The 17,932-nt window shown below is 72.8% G+C and carries 13 protein-coding genes and 1 tRNA gene; 3 read left to right on the forward strand and 11 right to left on the reverse strand.

Annotation, left to right across the window (positions count from 1 at the left end; translation table 11 throughout):
* From ACWDYJ_RS21100 to ACWDYJ_RS21110, 3 genes are all read left to right on the forward strand, one after another.
* Positions 1 to 3,074, forward strand: a 3,074-nt coding sequence (locus tag ACWDYJ_RS21100) for a non-ribosomal peptide synthetase (RefSeq protein ID WP_451567110.1), incomplete at its 5' end; no start/stop codon positions are given.
* A gap of 4 nt (positions 3,075 to 3,078) precedes the next feature.
* Positions 3,079 to 3,897 carry an alpha/beta fold hydrolase gene (locus tag ACWDYJ_RS21105; protein ID WP_451567111.1) on the forward strand — a complete coding sequence of 273 codons (819 nt, stop codon included), beginning with the start codon at positions 3,079 to 3,081 and terminating at the stop codon, positions 3,895 to 3,897.
* A 10-nt stretch (positions 3,898 to 3,907) separates the two neighbouring features.
* The gene (locus ACWDYJ_RS21110) at positions 3,908 to 4,795 is read left to right on the forward strand and encodes an aminoglycoside phosphotransferase family protein (RefSeq protein ID WP_451567112.1); all 888 of its coding nucleotides are present in this window, start codon (positions 3,908 to 3,910) and stop codon (positions 4,793 to 4,795) included.
* Here the strand turns inward: ACWDYJ_RS21110 and ACWDYJ_RS21115 are convergent.
* From ACWDYJ_RS21115 to ACWDYJ_RS21165, 11 genes are all read right to left on the reverse strand, one after another.
* The gene (locus ACWDYJ_RS21115) at positions 4,707 to 7,154 is read right to left on the reverse strand and encodes a P-type ATPase (protein ID WP_451567113.1); all 2,448 of its coding nucleotides are present in this window, start codon (positions 7,152 to 7,154) and stop codon (positions 4,707 to 4,709) included. The two genes, ACWDYJ_RS21110 and ACWDYJ_RS21115, sit on opposite strands and share 89 nt — an antisense overlap.
* Positions 7,155 to 7,333: 179 nt before the next feature.
* A complete protein-coding gene (locus ACWDYJ_RS21120; protein WP_451567114.1) occupies positions 7,334 to 9,196 on the reverse strand; it encodes an ABC transporter ATP-binding protein in 1,863 nt (620 codons plus the stop codon).
* A 62-nt stretch (positions 9,197 to 9,258) separates the two neighbouring features.
* Positions 9,259 to 10,251, reverse strand: a complete 993-nt coding sequence (locus ACWDYJ_RS21125; protein WP_451567115.1) for a TauD/TfdA family dioxygenase — start codon at positions 10,249 to 10,251, stop codon at positions 9,259 to 9,261.
* A 125-nt stretch (positions 10,252 to 10,376) separates the two neighbouring features.
* Positions 10,377 to 11,363, reverse strand: coding sequence for a beta-ketoacyl-ACP synthase III (locus tag ACWDYJ_RS21130; protein ID WP_451567116.1), 987 nt, complete (start codon positions 11,361 to 11,363; stop codon positions 10,377 to 10,379).
* Complete coding sequence (locus ACWDYJ_RS21135; protein WP_451567117.1) at positions 11,347 to 13,095, reverse strand: acyl-CoA dehydrogenase family protein; 1,749 nt, start codon at positions 13,093 to 13,095, stop codon at positions 11,347 to 11,349. Before ACWDYJ_RS21135 ends, ACWDYJ_RS21130 begins: the two co-directional genes overlap by 17 nt.
* A 43-nt stretch (positions 13,096 to 13,138) precedes the next feature.
* On the reverse strand, positions 13,139 to 14,353 hold the full coding sequence (locus ACWDYJ_RS21140) for a beta-ketoacyl-[acyl-carrier-protein] synthase family protein (RefSeq protein WP_451567118.1): 1,215 nt from the start codon (positions 14,351 to 14,353) through the stop codon (positions 13,139 to 13,141).
* Positions 14,350 to 14,595: a phosphopantetheine-binding protein gene (locus ACWDYJ_RS21145; RefSeq protein ID WP_451567119.1), complete on the reverse strand. Its 246-nt coding sequence runs from the start codon at positions 14,593 to 14,595 to the stop codon at positions 14,350 to 14,352. Before ACWDYJ_RS21145 ends, ACWDYJ_RS21140 begins: the two co-directional genes overlap by 4 nt.
* A gap of 494 nt (positions 14,596 to 15,089) precedes the next feature.
* Positions 15,090 to 15,548 carry a hypothetical protein gene (locus ACWDYJ_RS21150; protein ID WP_451567120.1) on the reverse strand — a complete coding sequence of 153 codons (459 nt, stop codon included), beginning with the start codon at positions 15,546 to 15,548 and terminating at the stop codon, positions 15,090 to 15,092.
* A 52-nt stretch (positions 15,549 to 15,600) separates the two neighbouring features.
* A complete protein-coding gene (locus ACWDYJ_RS21155) occupies positions 15,601 to 15,813 on the reverse strand; it encodes a hypothetical protein (protein ID WP_451567121.1) in 213 nt (70 codons plus the stop codon).
* A 262-nt stretch (positions 15,814 to 16,075) separates the two neighbouring features.
* Positions 16,076 to 16,149, reverse strand: a tRNA-Thr gene (locus ACWDYJ_RS21160).
* Positions 16,150 to 16,261: 112 nt separating this feature from the next.
* Positions 16,262 to 17,815 carry an alpha/beta hydrolase gene (locus ACWDYJ_RS21165; protein ID WP_451567122.1) on the reverse strand — a complete coding sequence of 518 codons (1,554 nt, stop codon included), beginning with the start codon at positions 17,813 to 17,815 and terminating at the stop codon, positions 16,262 to 16,264.
* Between the last annotated feature and the right edge of the window lie 117 nt (positions 17,816 to 17,932).

Below are 17,932 nucleotides of genomic sequence, written 5' to 3' on the forward strand. Positions count from 1 at the left end.
AACTCCTCGACCGAGTCCGCGAAAACGACCTCGCCGCCTACGCCCACCAAGACCTCCCCTTCGAACGCCTCGTCGAAGCCCTCAACCCCACCCGCTCCCTCTCCCACCACCCCCTCTTCCAGGTGGTGCTCTCGCTGCAGAACACCGGGCCGAGGGGAGCCGGGGCACAGGGCGGCCCCACCCTGCCGGGCGGTCTGACGATCTCCCGCGCCGGCGGGACGGCGACCGCGGCCAAGGTGGACCTCGGCTTCTCGGTGTCGGAACGCCGCGGCGAGGACAACGCCCCGGCCGGGATCACGGGCGTCCTCGACTACAGCACCGACCTCTTCGACCGCTCGACGGCCCAGGCCCTGGTCGACCGGTTCGTCCGGGTGCTCAGTGAGGCGGCCGCGCATCCCGCACAACCGCTGAGCCGGATCGACGTACTGGGGCCCGAGGAGCGCCACCGGGTGCTCCGGCAGGCGAACGGCCCGGCCAAGGAGCTCGCTCCGGCCACCTTCGCGGAGCTCTTCGAGCGGCACGTCCGGCAGCGGCCGGACGCCGAGGCGCTCGTCCTGCGCAACCAGTCGCTGAGCTACGCGGAGCTCAACACGCGCGCCAACCGTCTGGCCGGGCTGCTGATCTCGCACGGGGCCGGGCCGGAGCGGCTGGTCGCCCTGGCGCTGCCGCGCTCCACCGAACTGGCCGTGGCGGTCTTGGCGGCCGCCAAGACCGGCGCCGCCTTCCTGCCGCTCGATCCCGGGCATCCCACGGAGCGGATCACCGGCACACTCCAGGACGCGGCGCCTGTGGTCCTCGTGACGACGAGCAGCACCGACAGCGCACTTGCGGCCACCGCCGTGCCCCGGCTGGTGCTGGACACCCCCGCGACGGCTGTGCTGCTCGCCGGCCAGGACACGGACGACCTGACCGACGCCGACCGGACGGCCCCGCTCACCCCGCTCCACCCGGCCTACGTCATCTACACCTCGGGCACGACCGGCCGCCCCAAGGGGGTGACGGTGACCCACGCGGGCCTGCCCGGCCTCGTGGACATCTTCACCTCGCACGCCGCGGTCGTCCCGGGCAGCCGGGTCCTGCACCACCTCTCCCCCGCCTTCGACGGCGCGGTCTGGGAGCTGTCCATGGGACTGCTGACCGGATCGACGCTGGTCATCGCACCCCCGGAGACCGTCCCGGGCCGCGAGCTCGCGGAGCTGGCGGTACGCGAGTGCGTCACCCACGCCGCGATCCCGCCGGCGGTGCTCCAGCTGATCCCCGAAGGGGCGCTGCCCGCCGACATGACGCTGGTCGTGGCAGCCGAGAGCTGCCCGCCCGAGCTGGTCCGGCGCTGGTCCGCAGGACGGCTGATGCTCAACTCGTACGGCCCGTCCGAGGCGACGGTCTGCGCCACCATGAGCGGGCCCCTGGCGGGCGCGGTCACCCCGCCGATCGGCGGCCCGGTGGCCGACACCTCGGTCTACGCCCTGGACGAAGCCCTACAGCCCGTGGCGCCCGGCGTGCCCGCCGAGCTGTACGTGAGCGGCCCCGGCCTCGCCCGCGGCTACCTGGGCCGGCCCTCCCTCAGCGGCGAGCGCTTCGTCGCCAACCCCTACGGGCCGCCCGGCAGCCGCATGTACCGCACCGGCGACCTGGTCCGCTGGAACCGGGACGGCCAGCTGGAGTACCTGGGCCGCACCGACACCCAGGTCAAGCTGCGCGGCATGCGCATCGAGCCGGCCGAGATCGAAGTGGCCATGACCCGCCTGCCCGGGATCGCGCAGGCCGCGGTGCTGGTCCGAGAGGACACGCCGGGCGAGCGCCGGCTGGTCGGCTACGCGGTCCCGGAGCCGGGCACCGCCGCGGACCCCGCGGCGCTGCGCCGGCGGCTGCGGGAGCTGCTGCCCGAGTACATGGTGCCCGCGGCCGTCACTGTCCTGCCCGCGCTGCCGCTGACGACGAACGGCAAGCTCGACCACCGCGCCCTGCCCGTGCCCGCGTACCACGCCACAAGCGGCCGGGCCCCGCGCACTCCGCGCGAAGAGGCCCTGTGTCGGCTGTTCGCCGAGGTGCTGGAACTGGACCTGGTCGGTCCCGACGACGGGTTCTTCGACCTCGGCGGCCACTCCCTGCTGGCGATCCGGCTCGTGGAGCGGGCCAGGAGCGAGCTGGGTGTGGAGATGGCCGTGCGGGACCTGTTCGCCGCGCCGTCCGTCGCGGACCTCACGGCGCGGCTCGCCGCCCGCGGCGCCCGGGAGCCGATGGAACGACTGCTGCCGCTGCGGGCCTCGGGCTCCGAACGTCCGGTGTTCTGCGTCCACCCCGGTTCCGGGATGAGTTGGTGCTACTCGGGGCTCGTACGCCATCTGCCCGCCGAGATCCCGGTGTACGCGATCCAGGCCTCGGGGCTCGACGGCGACGGCGCGCTGCCCGCCACCCTGGAGGAGATGGCCGCCGAGTACGCCGACCTGATCCGGCAGGTGCAGCCGGAGGGGCCGTACCGGCTGCTCGGCTGGTCACTCGGCGGGAACGTGGCCTTCGCCATGGCCACCGAGCTGCGTCGGCGCGGCCAGGAGGTGGAGCTGCTGACCTTCCTGGACGCCTACCCGCGGCGCCGGGCGGCGGGCGCGGAGCCGCCCCTTGCCGAGGTGTTCGCCCACAACCTGCGCGACGCCGGCTTCGACGTCGCCCCGCAGGAGCTGGCCGGCGGAGCCTTCCCCGCAGCCCGCTACCGGGAGTTCCTGCACGCCACCGGCGACCCGATGGGCCGCCTCGACGAGGCCGAACTGCGGGCGGTGCTCGATGTGTTCATGAACAACGCGCGGCTGATGCGCGGCCACGCCCCGGGCCGGTTCGACGGCGACGTGCTGGTCGTGTCGGCGGAACGGGTGTCCGCGCAGAAGCTGGCGCGCCGCGACGACCAGTCGTGGCGCCCCCACGTGACGGGCCGGATCGACCGCGTCGGCGTCGACTCCGACCACCTCGGGCTCGTGCAGTCGGACGCCGCGCTCGCCCGGATCGCCCATGCCCTGTCCGAACGGCTTCTGCCGACCGAAGGAGTCACCGCCATGTCCCTCCCGAACGAAACCGCCTGACGCCATGCCCCTCATCGACGTCAACGGCATCCGCCTCAGCTACTACGACGACGCACCTCCCGGCTCCGGCCGCTCCGCGCCCGCCGTGCTGCTCATCATGGGCTCGGGCAGCAAGGGCCGGGCATGGCACCTGCACCAGGTGCCCGCCCTGGTCGACGCGGGCTTCCGCGTCGTCACCTTCGACAACCGGGGCATCGCCCCGAGCGACGAGTGCCCCGGCGGCTTCGGCCTGGACGACCTGGTCGCCGACACGGCCGCGCTGATCGAGGAACTGCGGCTGGGCCCCTGCCTGGTCGCCGGGACCTCGATGGGCGCGTACATCGCCCAGGAGCTCGCCCTGGCGCGGCCCGAACTCGTGGACCGCATGGTGCTCATGGCCACCCGGGGCCGCGCGGACGCGGTGCGCGGCGCGCTCTCCCGCGCGGAGATCGAACTGTACGACTCGGGAGTGCGGCTGCCCGCGTCCTACGAGGCGGTCGTCGAGGCGATGCAGATGCTCTCGCCCAGCACCCTCGACGACGACCAGCGCGCCCGTGACTGGCTCGACGTGCTGGAGCTGACCCGGGCCTCCGGGCCCGGCCACCGGGCCCAGCTGGGCATCACCGTGCGGTCGGACCGGCGTGCGGCCTACCGGGGCATCCGGGTGCCGACCCGGGTCATCGCCTTCCAGGACGACCTCATCTCCCCGCCCCGGCTCGGCCGGGAGGTGGCCGAGGCGATCCCCGGCGCGGAGTTCGAGATCGTGCCGGACTGCGGGCACTACGGCTACCTGGAGGCACCGGAAGCCGTGAACAAGAGCCTCATCGAATTCCTGCGGACGTGAGGAGGACCCCATGCTGACGGAAGAACTCATCGACGGCCTGGCCGAGGGCGAACAGGAGCTGCTGGGCCGGGTGCTGGAGGTGTGCCCCGCGCTCCGGCCGGCCTCGGTCGTCTACCGCAGCCGCACCTCCCTGGTGGTCTCCGGTGAGCTGGAGGGCACGGAGGTGGTCGCGAAGGTGCGCACGCCCGAGTGGCGCCGCCAGAGCCTGCGCGAGATCGAGGCGTACGACCTCTTCGAGGCCTCGCCGCCACCGGTGGCGGTGCCGCGGCGCTTCGCCTCCGACCGGGAGCACGCGGTGCTGGTCCTGGAGCGGCTGCCGGGCGAGGTGGTGGCACCGGAGCGGTTCCCGGCCGCTCCGGTGTCGGACGCCGACCTGACGGGGGTGCTCGCCGCCGTGCGTCGGCTGCGCGGCTGGCGCCCCCGCGTACCGGAGTCCTGGCGCGTCGACTACCGGCCGATGCTGGAGGGCATTCGCGCCCAGGGCGTCCTCGACGAGGCGCACGGGGCGGCCACGGCCCGGCTGCTGGAGCTGGCCGGGCCGCCGCGGGAGATCGGGCACGGGGACCTGGTGCTCGCGAACGTGGTGCGCACCGGCAGCGGTCACGCCCTGATCGACTGGGCGAGCAGCGCCGTGTTCCTGCCCGGCGCCGACCTGGCCCAGCTGTGGCTGCTGCTGGGTGACGTGCCCCGGGCCCGTGACCGGATCGACGCGGTGGCCGCCGGGCCCGGAGCCCCCCGCGAGGAGGCCGCCGGGTTCCTGGTGAATCTGACCCTGCTGCTCTACCGCGAGCGGCGGGCGCACACCCGCTTCACCGACGACGCGTCGCGGGCCCGCGCCGTACGGCTGGACGCCGCCTGGAACCTGATCCGCGAACGGGTTCACACCTGCGCGGGCTGACGGGCGCGGGGAAGGCGCGCGGGGGCCTCCCGGTCCGAGGGCCGGGAGGCCCCTCCTCGTGTACGGGCTCCACCCGCGCGGCCCGGCGGCGCAGGCCGGCCCACACGGTCTCCAGCCCGAGGCCGGCGGCCGCGGCGGCGGCCACGGCGGTCCAGGTCGCCCCGGCTCCGAGGGGGGCGATCCGGAAGAACTCCCGCAGGGGCGGCGCCAGCAGCACGGCCAGGAACACCAGGCCCACGCCGGCGACCAGCAGCAGCCCGCGCCGCCCGAAGGGCCGTACGACTACGGCCAGGACCCAGAGGGTGGCGAGGAAGAGGCTCAGCAGGCCGGCGGAGGCCGCGGCCCGGGGATCGCCGCCGTGGACCGTGCGCGCCGTCACGTACGCGGCGCAGGTGGCGGCCGCGGCCAGGGCGCCCGCGGGGGCGGCGAACCGCAGTCCTCGGCCGGCGAAGGGCGGTGCGAGGCGGTCCGTCCCCCGGGCGAACACCAGGAACAGCGCCGGGAGGACCACGCCCAGGAAGGCGATCAGGGTGTGCTGCCGCGGCAGGAAGGGGTAGGGGACGTCCGCGACCACGACTGCGAGCGCCAGCAGCGCGCCGAACACCGCCTTGGTCAGGAAGAGGGCGGCGATCCGCTCGACGCTGCCGATGAGCCGCCTGCCTTCGGCGATGACCGAGGGCAGGGCCGAGAGGGAGGGCCCGGGCAGGACGAGCTGCGCTGCGCTGCGGGCGGCGGCGGTGCCCGATCCCGAGGAGACGGCGGTGTCGGACTGCCGGAGCGCCGGCAGGTCCTCGACGCCGTGACCGACCATCGCGACGCGGTGACCGCGCGCCTGGAGCTCCCCGACGACGGCCCGCCTGCGCTGCGGCCCGGTCCGCTCGGACACGGTCTCCACGGCCACAGCCTGCCCGTCCAGGCGGCGCAGGGTCTCGGCTGCCTCCGGGCCGACCCGCTGCCTGACGACCACCAGCGCGACGGGGTCCGCGTACTCGGGCACCGCGTCCGGGGCGGCGAGCAGGGCGGCCAGGCCCGTGTCGGACCGGGCGAGGAGCAGGACGTGCATGCCCTTGGCGTCGTACGAGTCGGCAACGACACGCAGCGAGTGCCAGCCGGGCAGGAGCAGGTCGGGTGCGCCGAGCAGCCACGTCTGCGCACGGCCGTGGTCGCAGCTGACGGTCGCTCCGCTCCATCCGGGGTCCAGGGACGGGCGGCAGGACCGGCTTTCGAGGATCTGCCGGCCGGCGGGGGCGGGGAAGCGGCCGGCGATTGCCCGCATGCTCGCGTCTGGCCGGTCCTCGGCGCGGCTCAGGGCGCCCAGCAGTTCGGCGACGGGCGCGTCCTCGTCCAGGGTGTGCACCGCCTCGACGTCCATCGCGGCCTCGGTGAGTGGGGCGGCGGTGCCCATGCAGACGGTGTCCACCCGGCCGATGCGCTCGATCCCGGGCACCTGCCGCACCAGACATCGCTGGCGCCCCAGGCGTATGACGGCGACGGAGAAGGCCATCGAGGTGAACAGCACCAGCCCCCCGGGCAGCATCGGCAGCAGCGCGCCCACCATGTCGCGGACGGCTTCGCGCAGGTCGCCCCGGCCGACCGTCAACTGGCCGATGACCAGCGCGATCGAAGCGGGGACGAGCACGTACCCGGCGTGCATGAGGTGCGTGATGACGCTCCGGCCCAGTTCGGAGTCGGCGAGGGTGAAGCGTGCGGGCTCCGCGGCGAACCGGGCGGCGCGGGCGCCGGCCCCGGTGACGACGTACGCCCCGGTGCCGGCGACGACGAAGCCGCCCGACCGTACGGGGTCGCCCCGCTGTTTGACGACCGGATCGGCCTCGCCGGGTACCGGGGACTCGTCGACCTCCAGGTCCTCTGCGCCGACGATCCGCCCGTCCACCAGGACCCGGTCCCCGGGTTCGAGTTCGACGACGTCGTCGAGGACGAGCTCCCGGGCGCCGAGCGGGACCAGCTTCCCGTCGCGCCAGCCCCGCGGCCGGCTCTCCCCGGCGGCGGCCAGCCGCTCCGTGGTCCGCCGGGCACGGAACTCCTGGATCACGCCGAGGGCCGTGGCGGCCGCCATGACGACGACGAACAGCGCGTCCTGGACGGGGCCGGTGAACGCGATGGCCACGCACAGCAGGCCGGCGACCGCGTTGACGCGGGTGAAGAGGTGGGCTCGTACCAGCGCGCCGAGGACGCGTGCGCCGGGGGCGGGATCGTCAGCGGTCCGCCCGCCGTCGGTCCTCAAGGCCACTTGCTCCGTGGAGAGGCCGATGCCCCGGACCGCCGGGAAGGCGAGTACGGACATCGGCCCGGCCGGACAGGGCGGTTGCTCGTCAGCGCTCCCCCACGGTTCGCTCATGAGTCTCTTCCTCCACGTTCCCGATGGCCGGGGCCTGGCCGCCGGCACGAGTACCCCCGTCCGCGGCTGACCGTACGGTACGTACCCGGCCCGCACTATGACCGAAGGACAGGCGCCCGCCCCTGACTTTGGTCAGGTGGAGTGGGGACTGCCCTTCGGCGGGGGCCGTTGGAGCTTCGCTATTTGATGAGCAGCTGGTGGCTCGCCAGTTCACGGTAGAGCGGGCTGCTGTCGGTGAGTTCGTCGTGGCTTCCGGTCGCGACGACCTCACCATGTTCGAGCACCACGATCTGATCGCTGTCCACGACGGTGGACAGCCGGTGCGCCACCACGAGCAGGCTGCGGTCGGCGATGACCTCGTTGATCGCGTTCCTCATGAGCACCTCGTTGCGGGCGTCGAGGTTGCTGGTCGCCTCGTCGAGCAGCATGATCGGCGGGGAGGCCAGGAAGGTGCGGGCCAGGGCAAGCCGCTGGCGTTCCCCGCCGGAGAGCAGGACACCGCCTTCGCCGACCTGAGTGTCCAGGCCGAGGGGAGCGCGCATGATCACCTGCTCCAGGTTGACCGAGCGCAGCACCTCCCGCATCTCCTCGTCCGACGCGTCGGGGGACGCCAGGGACAGGTTGTCCCGCACGGTTCCCGCGAGGACCGGCGCCGACTGCTCGACGTAGCCGAGCGAGTGGCGCAGCTGCGGGCGCGGCAGTTCGCGTACGTCGGTACCGCCGACCCGCACCGCGCCCGAGGTGACGTCGTAGAACCGCTCCACCAGGGAGAGCAGCGTGGACTTGCCCGCGCCCGAGGGGCCGACCAGCGCGGTGCGGGTGCCGCGCGGCACCGTGAGCGAGACGTCACGCAGGACGGTCTCGCCGTTGCCGTAGCCGAAGGAGACCCGGTCGAACTCGATCGCGGGCGCGGCGGCTGCGGCGGCCTGCGGCTCGGTGCGCTCCCGGACCGAGAGCGGACCGTGGCCGGGAGCCTGTCCGGCGGCGAGGTCGGCGGGATCCGCCGGGTCGGTCTCCTGCGGGAGCCGCAGCACTTCCTCGATACGCTGCAGGGCACCGAGCCCGGTCTGGAGCCGGGCGTAGCCGGTCAGGGCGCGGCCGAGCGGGAACCAGAGCATGAAGAGGAAGAGCACGAAGGCGACCAGGTCCCCGACCTGGATCGCGCCGCTGGCCACCCGGGCGCCGCCCAGGCCCAGCACGACCAGGAACGCCAGCTGGATCGTGGTGGACGTGATCGGGTTGATCATCGCCTGGAGCTTGGCGATGTGCATGCCCGCGTCGAAGGCGTCCTTGGCGTAGCCGTCCACGGCCCGGGCCTCGCGCTCCTCGGCTCCGCTGGCGCGGATGGTGCGTACCGCGGAGATCGCGCGCTCGACCGCGGAGGTCATCTCACCGATGCGGTCCTGTGCGTCCCGGGAGGCCCCGCGGACCCGGCGGGCGAGGCCGAGCACCCCGGCGACGCCCGCGCCGATCCCGAGGGCCGTAGCCGCGAACAGGGTCGGGTCGATGATGAACATCATGCCCGCGGAGCCCAGGACCATGAGGACGTTGGTGACGGTGTCGAACAGGCCGGAAGTGACCACCGCCCGCAGCAGGGTGGTGTCGGCGCCGACCCGCGACAGGAGGTCCCCGGTACGGCGCTGGTCGTACTCGATGATGGGCATCCGCAGCAGCCGGGCCACCAGCCGGCGGCGGGCGGTGAGCACCAGGCCCTCGGCGGCGCGCTGGAGCATGTAGTCGCGGAACCCGCTGAGCACGGCCACCACCAGCAGCGCCGCGACCAGCAGCGCCACCAGTGACCCGACCGGTTTTCCCGCCTCGATGTTGGCCAGCACCTCACGGGTCATCACCGGCTGGCTGAGGGTGAGCAGGGTCGTCGCCAGGGAGAGCACCGCGACGACCCCCAGGGTGCGCCAGCGCCCCTGGAGATAGGGGAACAGGGAACGCAGCCCGACCTCTTTCTCGGGCGGCGCCTGGGACGGGACCTTCTGAGGTGGCTGCGCCGAGGTATCCGGAGCGGACGGCCTCAGCCTGGTCTGCATGCTCGTCATCGCACTCCAACTCATCGCTCACTGCCGGTGGTTCGCCCGGGAGGAGGCGGCGGCTACGGAAGGTCTCCCAGCACGTATCCGTCGGCCGGACGCAGCCCTCGCGACCGACGCAGGTCGGTCATCACGAAGGTGCGCTGGAGCCAGCGGTCGGTGCCGTCGTATCGCGGGGTGAACTCGGTGCGGCCGTGCACGGTGACCCGGTTGTCGACGATGGCCAGCTCGCCCGGATCGAGGCGGTGGGTCGTCGCGTTGCGGTCGAACTGCTCCTGCAGGACGCGCAGGGCCTCGGCGGCCCGCGCGGTGGCCGCGGTGGTCGCGGACAGGTCGACGCGGACGTCGGGATCCAGCGGGTCGCCGCTGAGCACCGGCGCCGGCTCGGCCCGGAAGTCGCTCATACCGAAGGAGGGGGGCGGCTCGCTGATGAACTCCGGCGCCCACAAGGCCTCGACGGTCCGGGCGGAGAGCAGCGGCAGCACCTGGCGGATGCTGGCCGTCCGCAGGCCCGCCCGGCCCTCGGGGTCGGCGCGCAGGCACAGCAGCATCACGAAGTCGGGACGGTGCTCGTGGAAGACGTTCTCGTTGTGGAACGTCAGGAGCGTAGAGCCCGCGTTGCCCTGGAACTCCTCCATGCCGGGGACGGGCACGACGTCCTGGACGAGGGCCCCGCCCTTCTCCGGCCGGAACGCCCCGGGATCGCCCAAGCCGCAGGCGATCATCAGCAGCACGGCGGCCCCGATGGACGGCTCCCGCTGGACCGATCCCTTGACGTCCGGGGTCACCGGGAGGTCCAGGGCGCCGACCGGCAGCCCACGCAGCAGCAGCCCGCCGCCGGGGCCCGAATCGCGCCGGAAGTCGGCCAGGGTCCGGCGCAGCGCGACCGGCAGTTCGTGCCAGGAGTTCCTGGCAGCCGCCACCCAGGCGGGGTCGTCGGTCTGTCCCGACGCATGCGTGACGAGTTTCCAGGCGATTTCCTCGACCATTTCCGCGTCTTTCGCGTCGAGCGTCACATCGTAGGAATTCGCCGGATGTCCGGCTGTCACCGCCATCTTCCAAGCCTCCGTCCACCGTGATGTACCGTGCCCTTGAAAAGCTATTGAGGTGCGTTATCGGGCACGTATCGAGTCAACATGACCATCGTTGCGTCCGCGCCACCGTTCAGCGGCGCTCCGGATCAGCCCCGTACGTCGCACACCGGTTCCGCACCCGTCCAGACGACGGCTGAAGATCCCCAGGTGAGGCCGCCCCCGAAGGCCGTCAGCAGCAGCCGGTCACCCTCCTTGATCCGGCCTGCCACGGCGGCGTCGGCCAACGCCAGCGGAATGGAGGCCGCAGCCGTATTCCCCACGTCCTCGATATTCGAGATCACGCGTTCCGCCGGCAGCCCCAGGCGTTTTGCCACCGCCTTCAGGATGCGAATGTTCGCCTGGTGCCCGATAAAGGCGTCGATATCCGCGAGATCCCAGCCCACCCGCCCGGCAACGGACCGGGCGGATTCCGCCATGGTCGTCACGGCCCGTTTGTAGACCTCGGGCCCGTCCATGGTCAGGTAGGCGGAGTCCTTGGGAATCGTGATGAGTCCGTCCCCTGTGCCGTCGCTGCCCAGCTCCGTACGGAGCACCGCACCCGGTTCGTCCGCGCGGCCCCGCTCCAGCAGGACCGCGCCGGCCCCGTCTCCGAACAGGGGGGCCGTCACCCGGTCGTCGGGATCCACGATCGAGGAGTAGACGTCCGCGCCGATGAGCAGGACACTGTCGCAGCTCCCCGCATTGATCATCGACCCGGCCACGGAGAGCCCGTAGACGAAGCCCGAGCAGACGGCGGCCAGGTCGAACGCGGCGGCCTGGAGCCCCAGTTCGGACGCCACCCGCGGTGCGGTGGCCGGACAGCGCCGGTCCGGGGTGGTGGTCGCCAGCAGGACCAGGTCGCAGTGGTCCCGCCCGGCCGACTTCAGCGCGGCCGCGCCGGCGGCGACCGCGAGGTCGCCCGTCTGGATCCCGGGGGCGACCCGGCGCCGCGTCGCGATGCCCGTGCGGCTGTGGATCCACGCGTGGTCGGTGTCCAGGTTCCGTGACACCTCGTCATTGGTGACCACGGAATCCGGCAGACAGGTGCCGATACCGGTGATGACCGCGCCGCCACCGTCATGCGGACCGGTCATGGACGAACTCCTCTCCGTACGCCGACGAGCCCACGGCGGACAGCATCCGCCCCTCGTAGGCCGCGGCCACATGGCGTTCCGCGAAGTCCGGGCGGGCGATGGGAGCGGTGATCAGCTCCTCGGGCACCGCGAGCAGCTCCAGCAGTTCACCGGCGTCGAACGCGGCGCCGGCCGCCTCCTGGCGCTCGGCTTCCAGACGCAGGACGTCGTCCTGGTCCAGGATCCCGGCCCGGAGGCCGGCCAGCGCGTGCTCCAGCACACAACTCGCCGCGTACTGGCCCAGCAGCCGGTTCTCCAGCGGGGTCCCGGCCTGCGCCGCCCACCACCCCAGCGCCAGGAGCTGGTGGACCGCCCGCGTCCACCGCGTGGTGGCCTCACCCGGACCGTGCTCGTCGACGTGGTCCAGCAGGGCGTCGCAGATCGCGCGCAGCCGGTGTACGCAGTCCAGGCCGCCGGCGGCTGCGACGGCCTCGTCGAGCGCCGCGTCGAACTCCTTGCGCTGCCGCAGGGCGTAGCGGGTGGCCTGATAGCCGAGGACGGTGTTGTCCCCGCCGAAGGTGACGGCTATCTCGTAGTCGTGCAGCAGCGGGGCGATCTGGTTCGCGTCGTGGTAGCCGAGCCCGCCGCACAACTCGCGCGTCTCGGCGAGGGTGTGCCGGGCGTCGCCGGTGGACCCGGACTTGCCACAGGAGATCAGGGCGTGCAGCACCTGGTCGCCGGCCGGCGGGCCGTCCGAGGCGCGGGCGACCGCGATGTCCGCCAGCGCCTCCAAGGCGTACCGGGAAGCGAGCGCCCGGCCCACCGCGGTCGTCAGCCGCGTACGGTAGTGGGCGTGGCCGAGGAGCGGGGACCCGAAGGACTGCTTCACGGCCGCGAACCGGGTGGTGACCGCGCAGGCGAGGCGCTGCGCGTGCGCGGCGCCCACCGACGGGAACAGCCGCTCGTGGGTGAAGGTCGCCAGGCACTCCTCGAAGCGCCGGTGGCGGGGCAGCGGAGAACTGTAGGTGCCGTCGGCGTCGATCGACGCCCACCGGTTCATCAGGGCCGACACCGGAAGCCGGCAGTCCGTGAAGGACAGAACCCCGGTCTGGTTGGCCGTGACCCCACCCTTCGGCTCCGCCCGCCCGATGCTCACGCCGGGCAGCACCTTCCCGCCGGCCCTCAGGGGCACCCGTATCCAGTGGTGGCCCTCGTCGCGGCCGGCGACCACGAGCCGGGCGAGCACCATGGCGACGTCGCCCGAGTGCAGGCTGTTGCCGATCCAGACCTTGCTGTCGGCCGGCCCTGGAGTGCTGAGGATCAGCTCCCGGTCCTGCGAGCTGTACGTCGCGGTGGTGCGCACCCGCTTCAGGTCGGACCCGGCGTGCAGCTCGGAGGCCGCGAAGCAGTAGACCTTGCCCATGCTGTCGATCTCCGGGCCGTAACTGCGCAGCTGGACCGGTCCCGCGTGACTGAGCAGCGCGTCCCCGGCGATCTGATGGGAGACGAGGACGTTGAGCAGGGACAGGTCGTACGCGCCGATCCAGCCCATGGTGCGCAGGAAGCCGGGGAACCCGGCACTGTCACCGCGGCCCAGCCAGTGTGAATTCGAGGTGAAACCCGCCTGGTTGAGGAGCTTCGCACGGCGGAGGGTCAGCAGACTGTAGTCGCGGACGCTCTGGTCGACCGGTCGGGTGATGGCGAACTCGGGCCCGGCGAGAACGCGGGCCAATTCCTCTTCGCGTTGCGTCATGACTCCCCTGGGGTGGGTCGGGTCGCACGGATCTGTGGATGGGTCAGACGTCCAGCACCAGCGCCGAGTTGCTGCCGCCGAAACCGAAGGACGTGCTCACGGCGACGGACGCGCCGTGGCGGCGCGCGCTCCCCAGCACGAGGTCGATGTCGGGCAGGTCCGGATCGGCCCGGACCGTGTGCGCGATCGGCGGGACCGTTCCCGTGCGCAGGCTGCGCAGCGTCAGAACGGCTTCGATGGCGCCGGAGGCGCCGAGGGTGTGCCCGAGCAGCCCCTTGTTCGCCGTCACCGACGGCCCGTGGGGGAACACCCGGGCGATGAGCTGGGCCTCCGACCGGTCGTTCTGCGGCGTGGACGTGCCATGTGCGTTGAAGGTCCCGACGTCCTTCGGGGCAAGGCCCGCCTGGGCGAGCGCCTGCCGGACGGCCGCCTCGGCACCCACCCCTTCGGGATGCGGGGAGACCGGGTGGTACGCGTCGGAGGTGCTGCCGTAGCCGAGCAGCCGGCCGAGCACCCGGGCGTGGCGGGCCCGGGCGGTCGCCGGGCGCTCCATGACCACGGCCCCCGCCCCTTCGGAGATGACGAAACCGTCGCGGTCCTCGGCGAACGGCCGGGAGGCGTCCAGCCCCTTGTGCTGCGACAGGGCTCCCATCCGGGCGAAGCCGGAGACCACGAGCGGGGTGACCCCCGCGTCCGTGCCACAGGCGATGACCGTGTCAGAAATCCCGGCGTCCAGGAGCGTCTTGGCCAGGCCGATCGCGGCGGCTCCCGAGGCGCAGGCCGCGACCACCGTGTGGCTGGGCCCGGTGATTCCCAGGCGCATCGCGATCGTGCCCGCCGCCATGTTGATCAGCGAACGCGGGTGCAGGTACGGCGAGACCATCCCGGGGCCGCGCTGCGACATCCGCTGGTGACCCTCCTCCAGGGTGGTCACCCCGCCCAGCCCGCAGCCCACCACGACGCCGATGCGGCTGCCGTCCCAGGACTGCGGATCCAGCCCCGCCTCGGCGAGCGCCTGCTCCACCGCCACCAGCGCGAACCGTATGAAGGGGTCGGTACGCGCGGTGCCCCGGCCGGTCAGCTGCTCCCCCAGCGGGGGCACCCTCAAGCTGTGCCACACCCCCGTACCCGCCAGCGGCTCCGGGTCGCCGGACTCGGGCGACCGGGCCTCGCGCAGTGCGTCCCAGGTCGCGTCGACGTCCGTGCCCGCGGGAGTCACCAGGCCGGTGCCGGTGATGACGACGGGTCCTCCGGTCACGCGGCTTCCAGGGCGGAGTGGGCCAGGGCGACGACGTCCCCGACCGTGAAGTCCACCATGCGGCTCTCGTCGCCGCCGAGGTCAGCGCCCGTCTCCTCCTTGATGCGGACGATCAGCTCGGCGATGGCGAGGGAATCCAGCTCAAGGGTGCGCAAGAGGACGTTGTCGGCGATCTCCGCGGGGTCCACTTCCAGGTCGTCGGCCAGGATCCCGTGCACGATCGTCTTGGGGTCAATGCTCACGGCTTGTCACCTCTGTTAGGGAAGAAGTCTCGGATCAGCAGCCTGTCCCGGCGACGTGTGCGGGTCCTCAGGCGGGGGACGGGCGGCAGCAGGGGGATGAACGAGATCGGCTCCACTGTGATGGCGCCGGATATGAGCCCCGTATCGCGCGGTTATCGCGGACCGCGGTGCCCGCTCGAAGCCGGCTCCACGCCCGCTCCCGCCGGGCCCGGCTCCCGCCGCCCGCGGGCGCCCCCGCCTCGTGAGTCCGGTCCCTCCCCGAAGCCGTCCCCGCAGCTCAGCCCCTCCCTCACCGCCGCGTCCCGCCGCCCCGCCCCGCCCGCCGGAACCCCTCACCCCTGGCCCACCCGACCACCCACCCCCCGTCCCGCGCCCATGCACCCAGGCTCGGCACCCGAAGGACAACCACCGGAGCCCCACCGGAGCCCCCCACAGCAACACTGCGTTGGCGACCAGGTCGCCGACGACGAGCAGAACAGCGGTCGCCAGGAGGGCTACTTCGTCGCCGAGTTGACCGACCTGAACACCCGCGCGGGCTGGCGGCAGGAGATGCGCCTGATCGTGCGGCAGGTCCGCCCTTGTGGACGCCAGATCAAGAAGCTGACCGCGTTCGAGCGGCGGACCGGCTGGCGCCGCAGCATCACCGCGACGAACGTCCGGCACATGTGGGGCATCGCCGGCTCCCCTCCCAGCCCCAGTTCCTCGATGCCCTCCACCGCGACCACGCCGAAGTCCAGAACCGGGTGCGGACGAACAAGGCGATGGGCCTGCACAACCTCCCCTCCCAGGCCTGGGATGTGAACCGCGGCTGGATGCTCGCCGCGGACATCGCCGCCGATCTCGATGCCTGGGTACGTCTGCCGGCCCTGCACGACGTCGGGGATCTTTTCGACGCCGAGCCCGCAACGATGCGCTTCCGCCCCTACCATCCGCCGGCGAAGCTGACCGAGCACGCCCGCCGCAGCTGGCTGCGGATCGAGGCGACCTGGCCCTGGGCGCCGTCGATCAAGCGATCACGGCAGCTGAAGGATCGAGGTCGATCCGCAGATCCGGCATGCCGTCAACGCTGTTGTCGTCCTGAATCACGACGGTCTCACCTGACAGTCGGGCGATCGCACGGCCGGCCGCGCCCTCGAAGTCGAAGCCCAGCGGGTCCGCTGCGGCCTTCTTCCTCTGCTCCTCGGAGCGATGGCCGGCGGGGTAACCACGTTCACGCACGGGCTCATTGTGCCCGGAGTCATGAGCGGCCGGGGTCGATTTCCTTCCCCGGTGAGCGCACGCGTTGTCGAGTTCGGACAACCGGCCGAGACTCCGCCTGAGCAAAGTCGCCTGCCCCATGTCACCGCCCGTGCACCCGTCACGCACGCTTGTCCACCGGAGCCCCTCGCAGCCGTCTGACAACTCCGGTGAGACTTCGGGCAGAAAGTCAAGGAAAAGGAAAAACCCCAGGTCACGGCGAGTGAGTCCTGGGGTTTTCCGGAGCCGCCTTCGGGATTCGAACCCGAGACCTACGCATTACGAGTGCGTTGCTCTGGCCAACTGAGCTAAGGCGGCACCGCTGGGACGACGAGAGCTGCCCCGAAGGGAGGTTCTCATCAGCAGCGGCGCTCAGTCTACAGGGTTAAACCGGGTGCCCCGAACCGGGTGCGGTCGGGCGGTGTGCTGGTCAGCAGCGCTTGCCGTCCTGTGGGGGCTTGCCCTGGAGGAGGTAGCGGTTGATCGCGCTGTCGATGCAGTCGCTGCCGCGGCCGTACGCCGTGTGGCCGTCGCCGTCGTACGTCAGCAGAGTGCCCGAGTCGAGCTGGGCCGCCAGGGCCTGGGCCCACTTGTACGGGGTGGCCGGGTCCCTGGTGGTGCCGACCACCACGATCGGGGCGGCGCCCTTCGCCGTGAGGGGTCGGGCCGTGCCCGTGGCCTTGACCGGCCAGTACGTGCAGTTCAGCGAGGCCCAGGCCAGGCCCGCGCCGAAGACCGGCGAGGCCTTCTCGAAGGACGGCAGCGCGGCGACGACCGCGTCCGGCCCGGCGAAGGCGGCCGGCTGGTCCAGGCAGTTCACGGCGGCGTTCGCGTACATGAGGTTGGCGTACTTACCGTCCCCCTGGCGCTCGTAGTAGCTGTCCGCCAGCGCCAGCAGCGCTGCCCCGTCGCCGTCGATGGCGTCGGCGAGCGCCTCGCGCAGCTGCGGCCACGCGCTCTCGTCGTACAGCGCCGCGATCACGCCGGTCGTCGCGAGGGACTCGCCCAGCGGGCGGGACGGTTCACCCGACGGCACCGGCTGGGCGTCGGCCTTGCGGAAGAACTCCTTCAGGCGCTGCGCCACCGCGTCCGGCCCGCCCTGGCCCAGCGGGCAGTCCGACTGCTTCGCGCAGTCCTTGGCGAAGGAGCGGAAGGCGGTCTCGAAGCCCGCCGTCTGGTCGCGGTTGAGGTCGATCGCCGGCCGGGAGGGGTCCATCGCGCCGTCCAGGACCAGTCGGCCGACCCGGTCGGGGAAGAGGTCCGCGTACGTCGCCCCGAGGAACGTCCCGTACGAGGCCCCGACGTAGGTCAGCTTCTCGTCACCGAGCACCGCGCGGAGCATGTCCATGTCGCGGGCGGAGTCGACCGTGGAGACGTGCGGCAGGATCCGCTGCGAACGCGCCTGGCAGCCCGCCGCGAACTCCTTGAACGCGGCCACCAGCCGGCCCCGCTCCGCCGCGTCGTCCGGCGTCTGGTCCACCTGCGTGAACGCGTCCATCGCCGGACCGGACAGGCATTCGACGGGCGTGCTGCGCTCCACGCCGCGCGGGTCGAAGGAGACCATGTCGTACTGGGCGCGCACGGCGGCCGGGTAGCCGATGCCCGCGTACGCCTGGAGGTAGCCGATGCCGGAGCCTCCCGGGCCGCCCGGGTTGACCACCAGGGAGCCCAGCCGCTTGCCGGGGCCGGTGGCCAGGCGGCGGGCCACCGCGAGGTCGACGTCCTGGCCGGCGTCGGGTTTCGCGTAGTCCAGCGGCGCCTTCATGGTCGAGCACTCGAACCCGGGGACACCGCACTCGCGCCAGCTCAGCTTCTGCTCGTAGTACGGGCGCAGCGCGGCCGCGGCCGCGCTCGGGTCGGCCGAGGACGGGGACGTGGTCGGCTCGGCCGAGGCCCCCGAACCGCCGGAGGTGCATCCGGAGAGCAGCAGCCCGGTGGCCGCGATCACGATGCCGGTGGTACGCAGCAGGCGACTGGTGTCCATGCCGCGAGCCTACGTGCTGTCCGGCCGCCCTGTCCGGCCTGCCCGGACCGGGCAGGCTGCGAGCGATCCGGAAGGAACCGCCGCCCCGCCCCGACCGGCCTCCTCCCCTGCCCCGCC

Source organism: Streptomyces sp. NPDC003042 (genome assembly GCF_053591315.1).

Bases quoted from the DNA above. Each gene is read 5' to 3' on its own strand.
- ACWDYJ_RS21105 (WP_451567111.1), top strand. From the start codon at position 3,079: ATGCCCCTCATCGACGTCAACGGCATCCGCCTCAGCTACTACGACGAC.
- ACWDYJ_RS21110 (WP_451567112.1), top strand. From the start codon at position 3,908: ATGCTGACGGAAGAACTCATCGACGGCCTGGCCGAGGGCGAACAGGAG.
- ACWDYJ_RS21115 (WP_451567113.1), bottom strand. From the start codon at position 7,154: ATGAGCGAACCGTGGGGGAGCGCTGACGAGCAACCGCCCTGTCCGGCC.
- ACWDYJ_RS21120 (WP_451567114.1), bottom strand. From the start codon at position 9,196: ATGCAGACCAGGCTGAGGCCGTCCGCTCCGGATACCTCGGCGCAGCCA.
- ACWDYJ_RS21125 (WP_451567115.1), bottom strand. From the start codon at position 10,251: ATGGCGGTGACAGCCGGACATCCGGCGAATTCCTACGATGTGACGCTC.
- ACWDYJ_RS21130 (WP_451567116.1), bottom strand. From the start codon at position 11,363: ATGACCGGTCCGCATGACGGTGGCGGCGCGGTCATCACCGGTATCGGC.
- ACWDYJ_RS21135 (WP_451567117.1), bottom strand. From the start codon at position 13,095: ATGACGCAACGCGAAGAGGAATTGGCCCGCGTTCTCGCCGGGCCCGAG.
- ACWDYJ_RS21165 (WP_451567122.1), bottom strand. From the start codon at position 17,815: ATGGACACCAGTCGCCTGCTGCGTACCACCGGCATCGTGATCGCGGCC.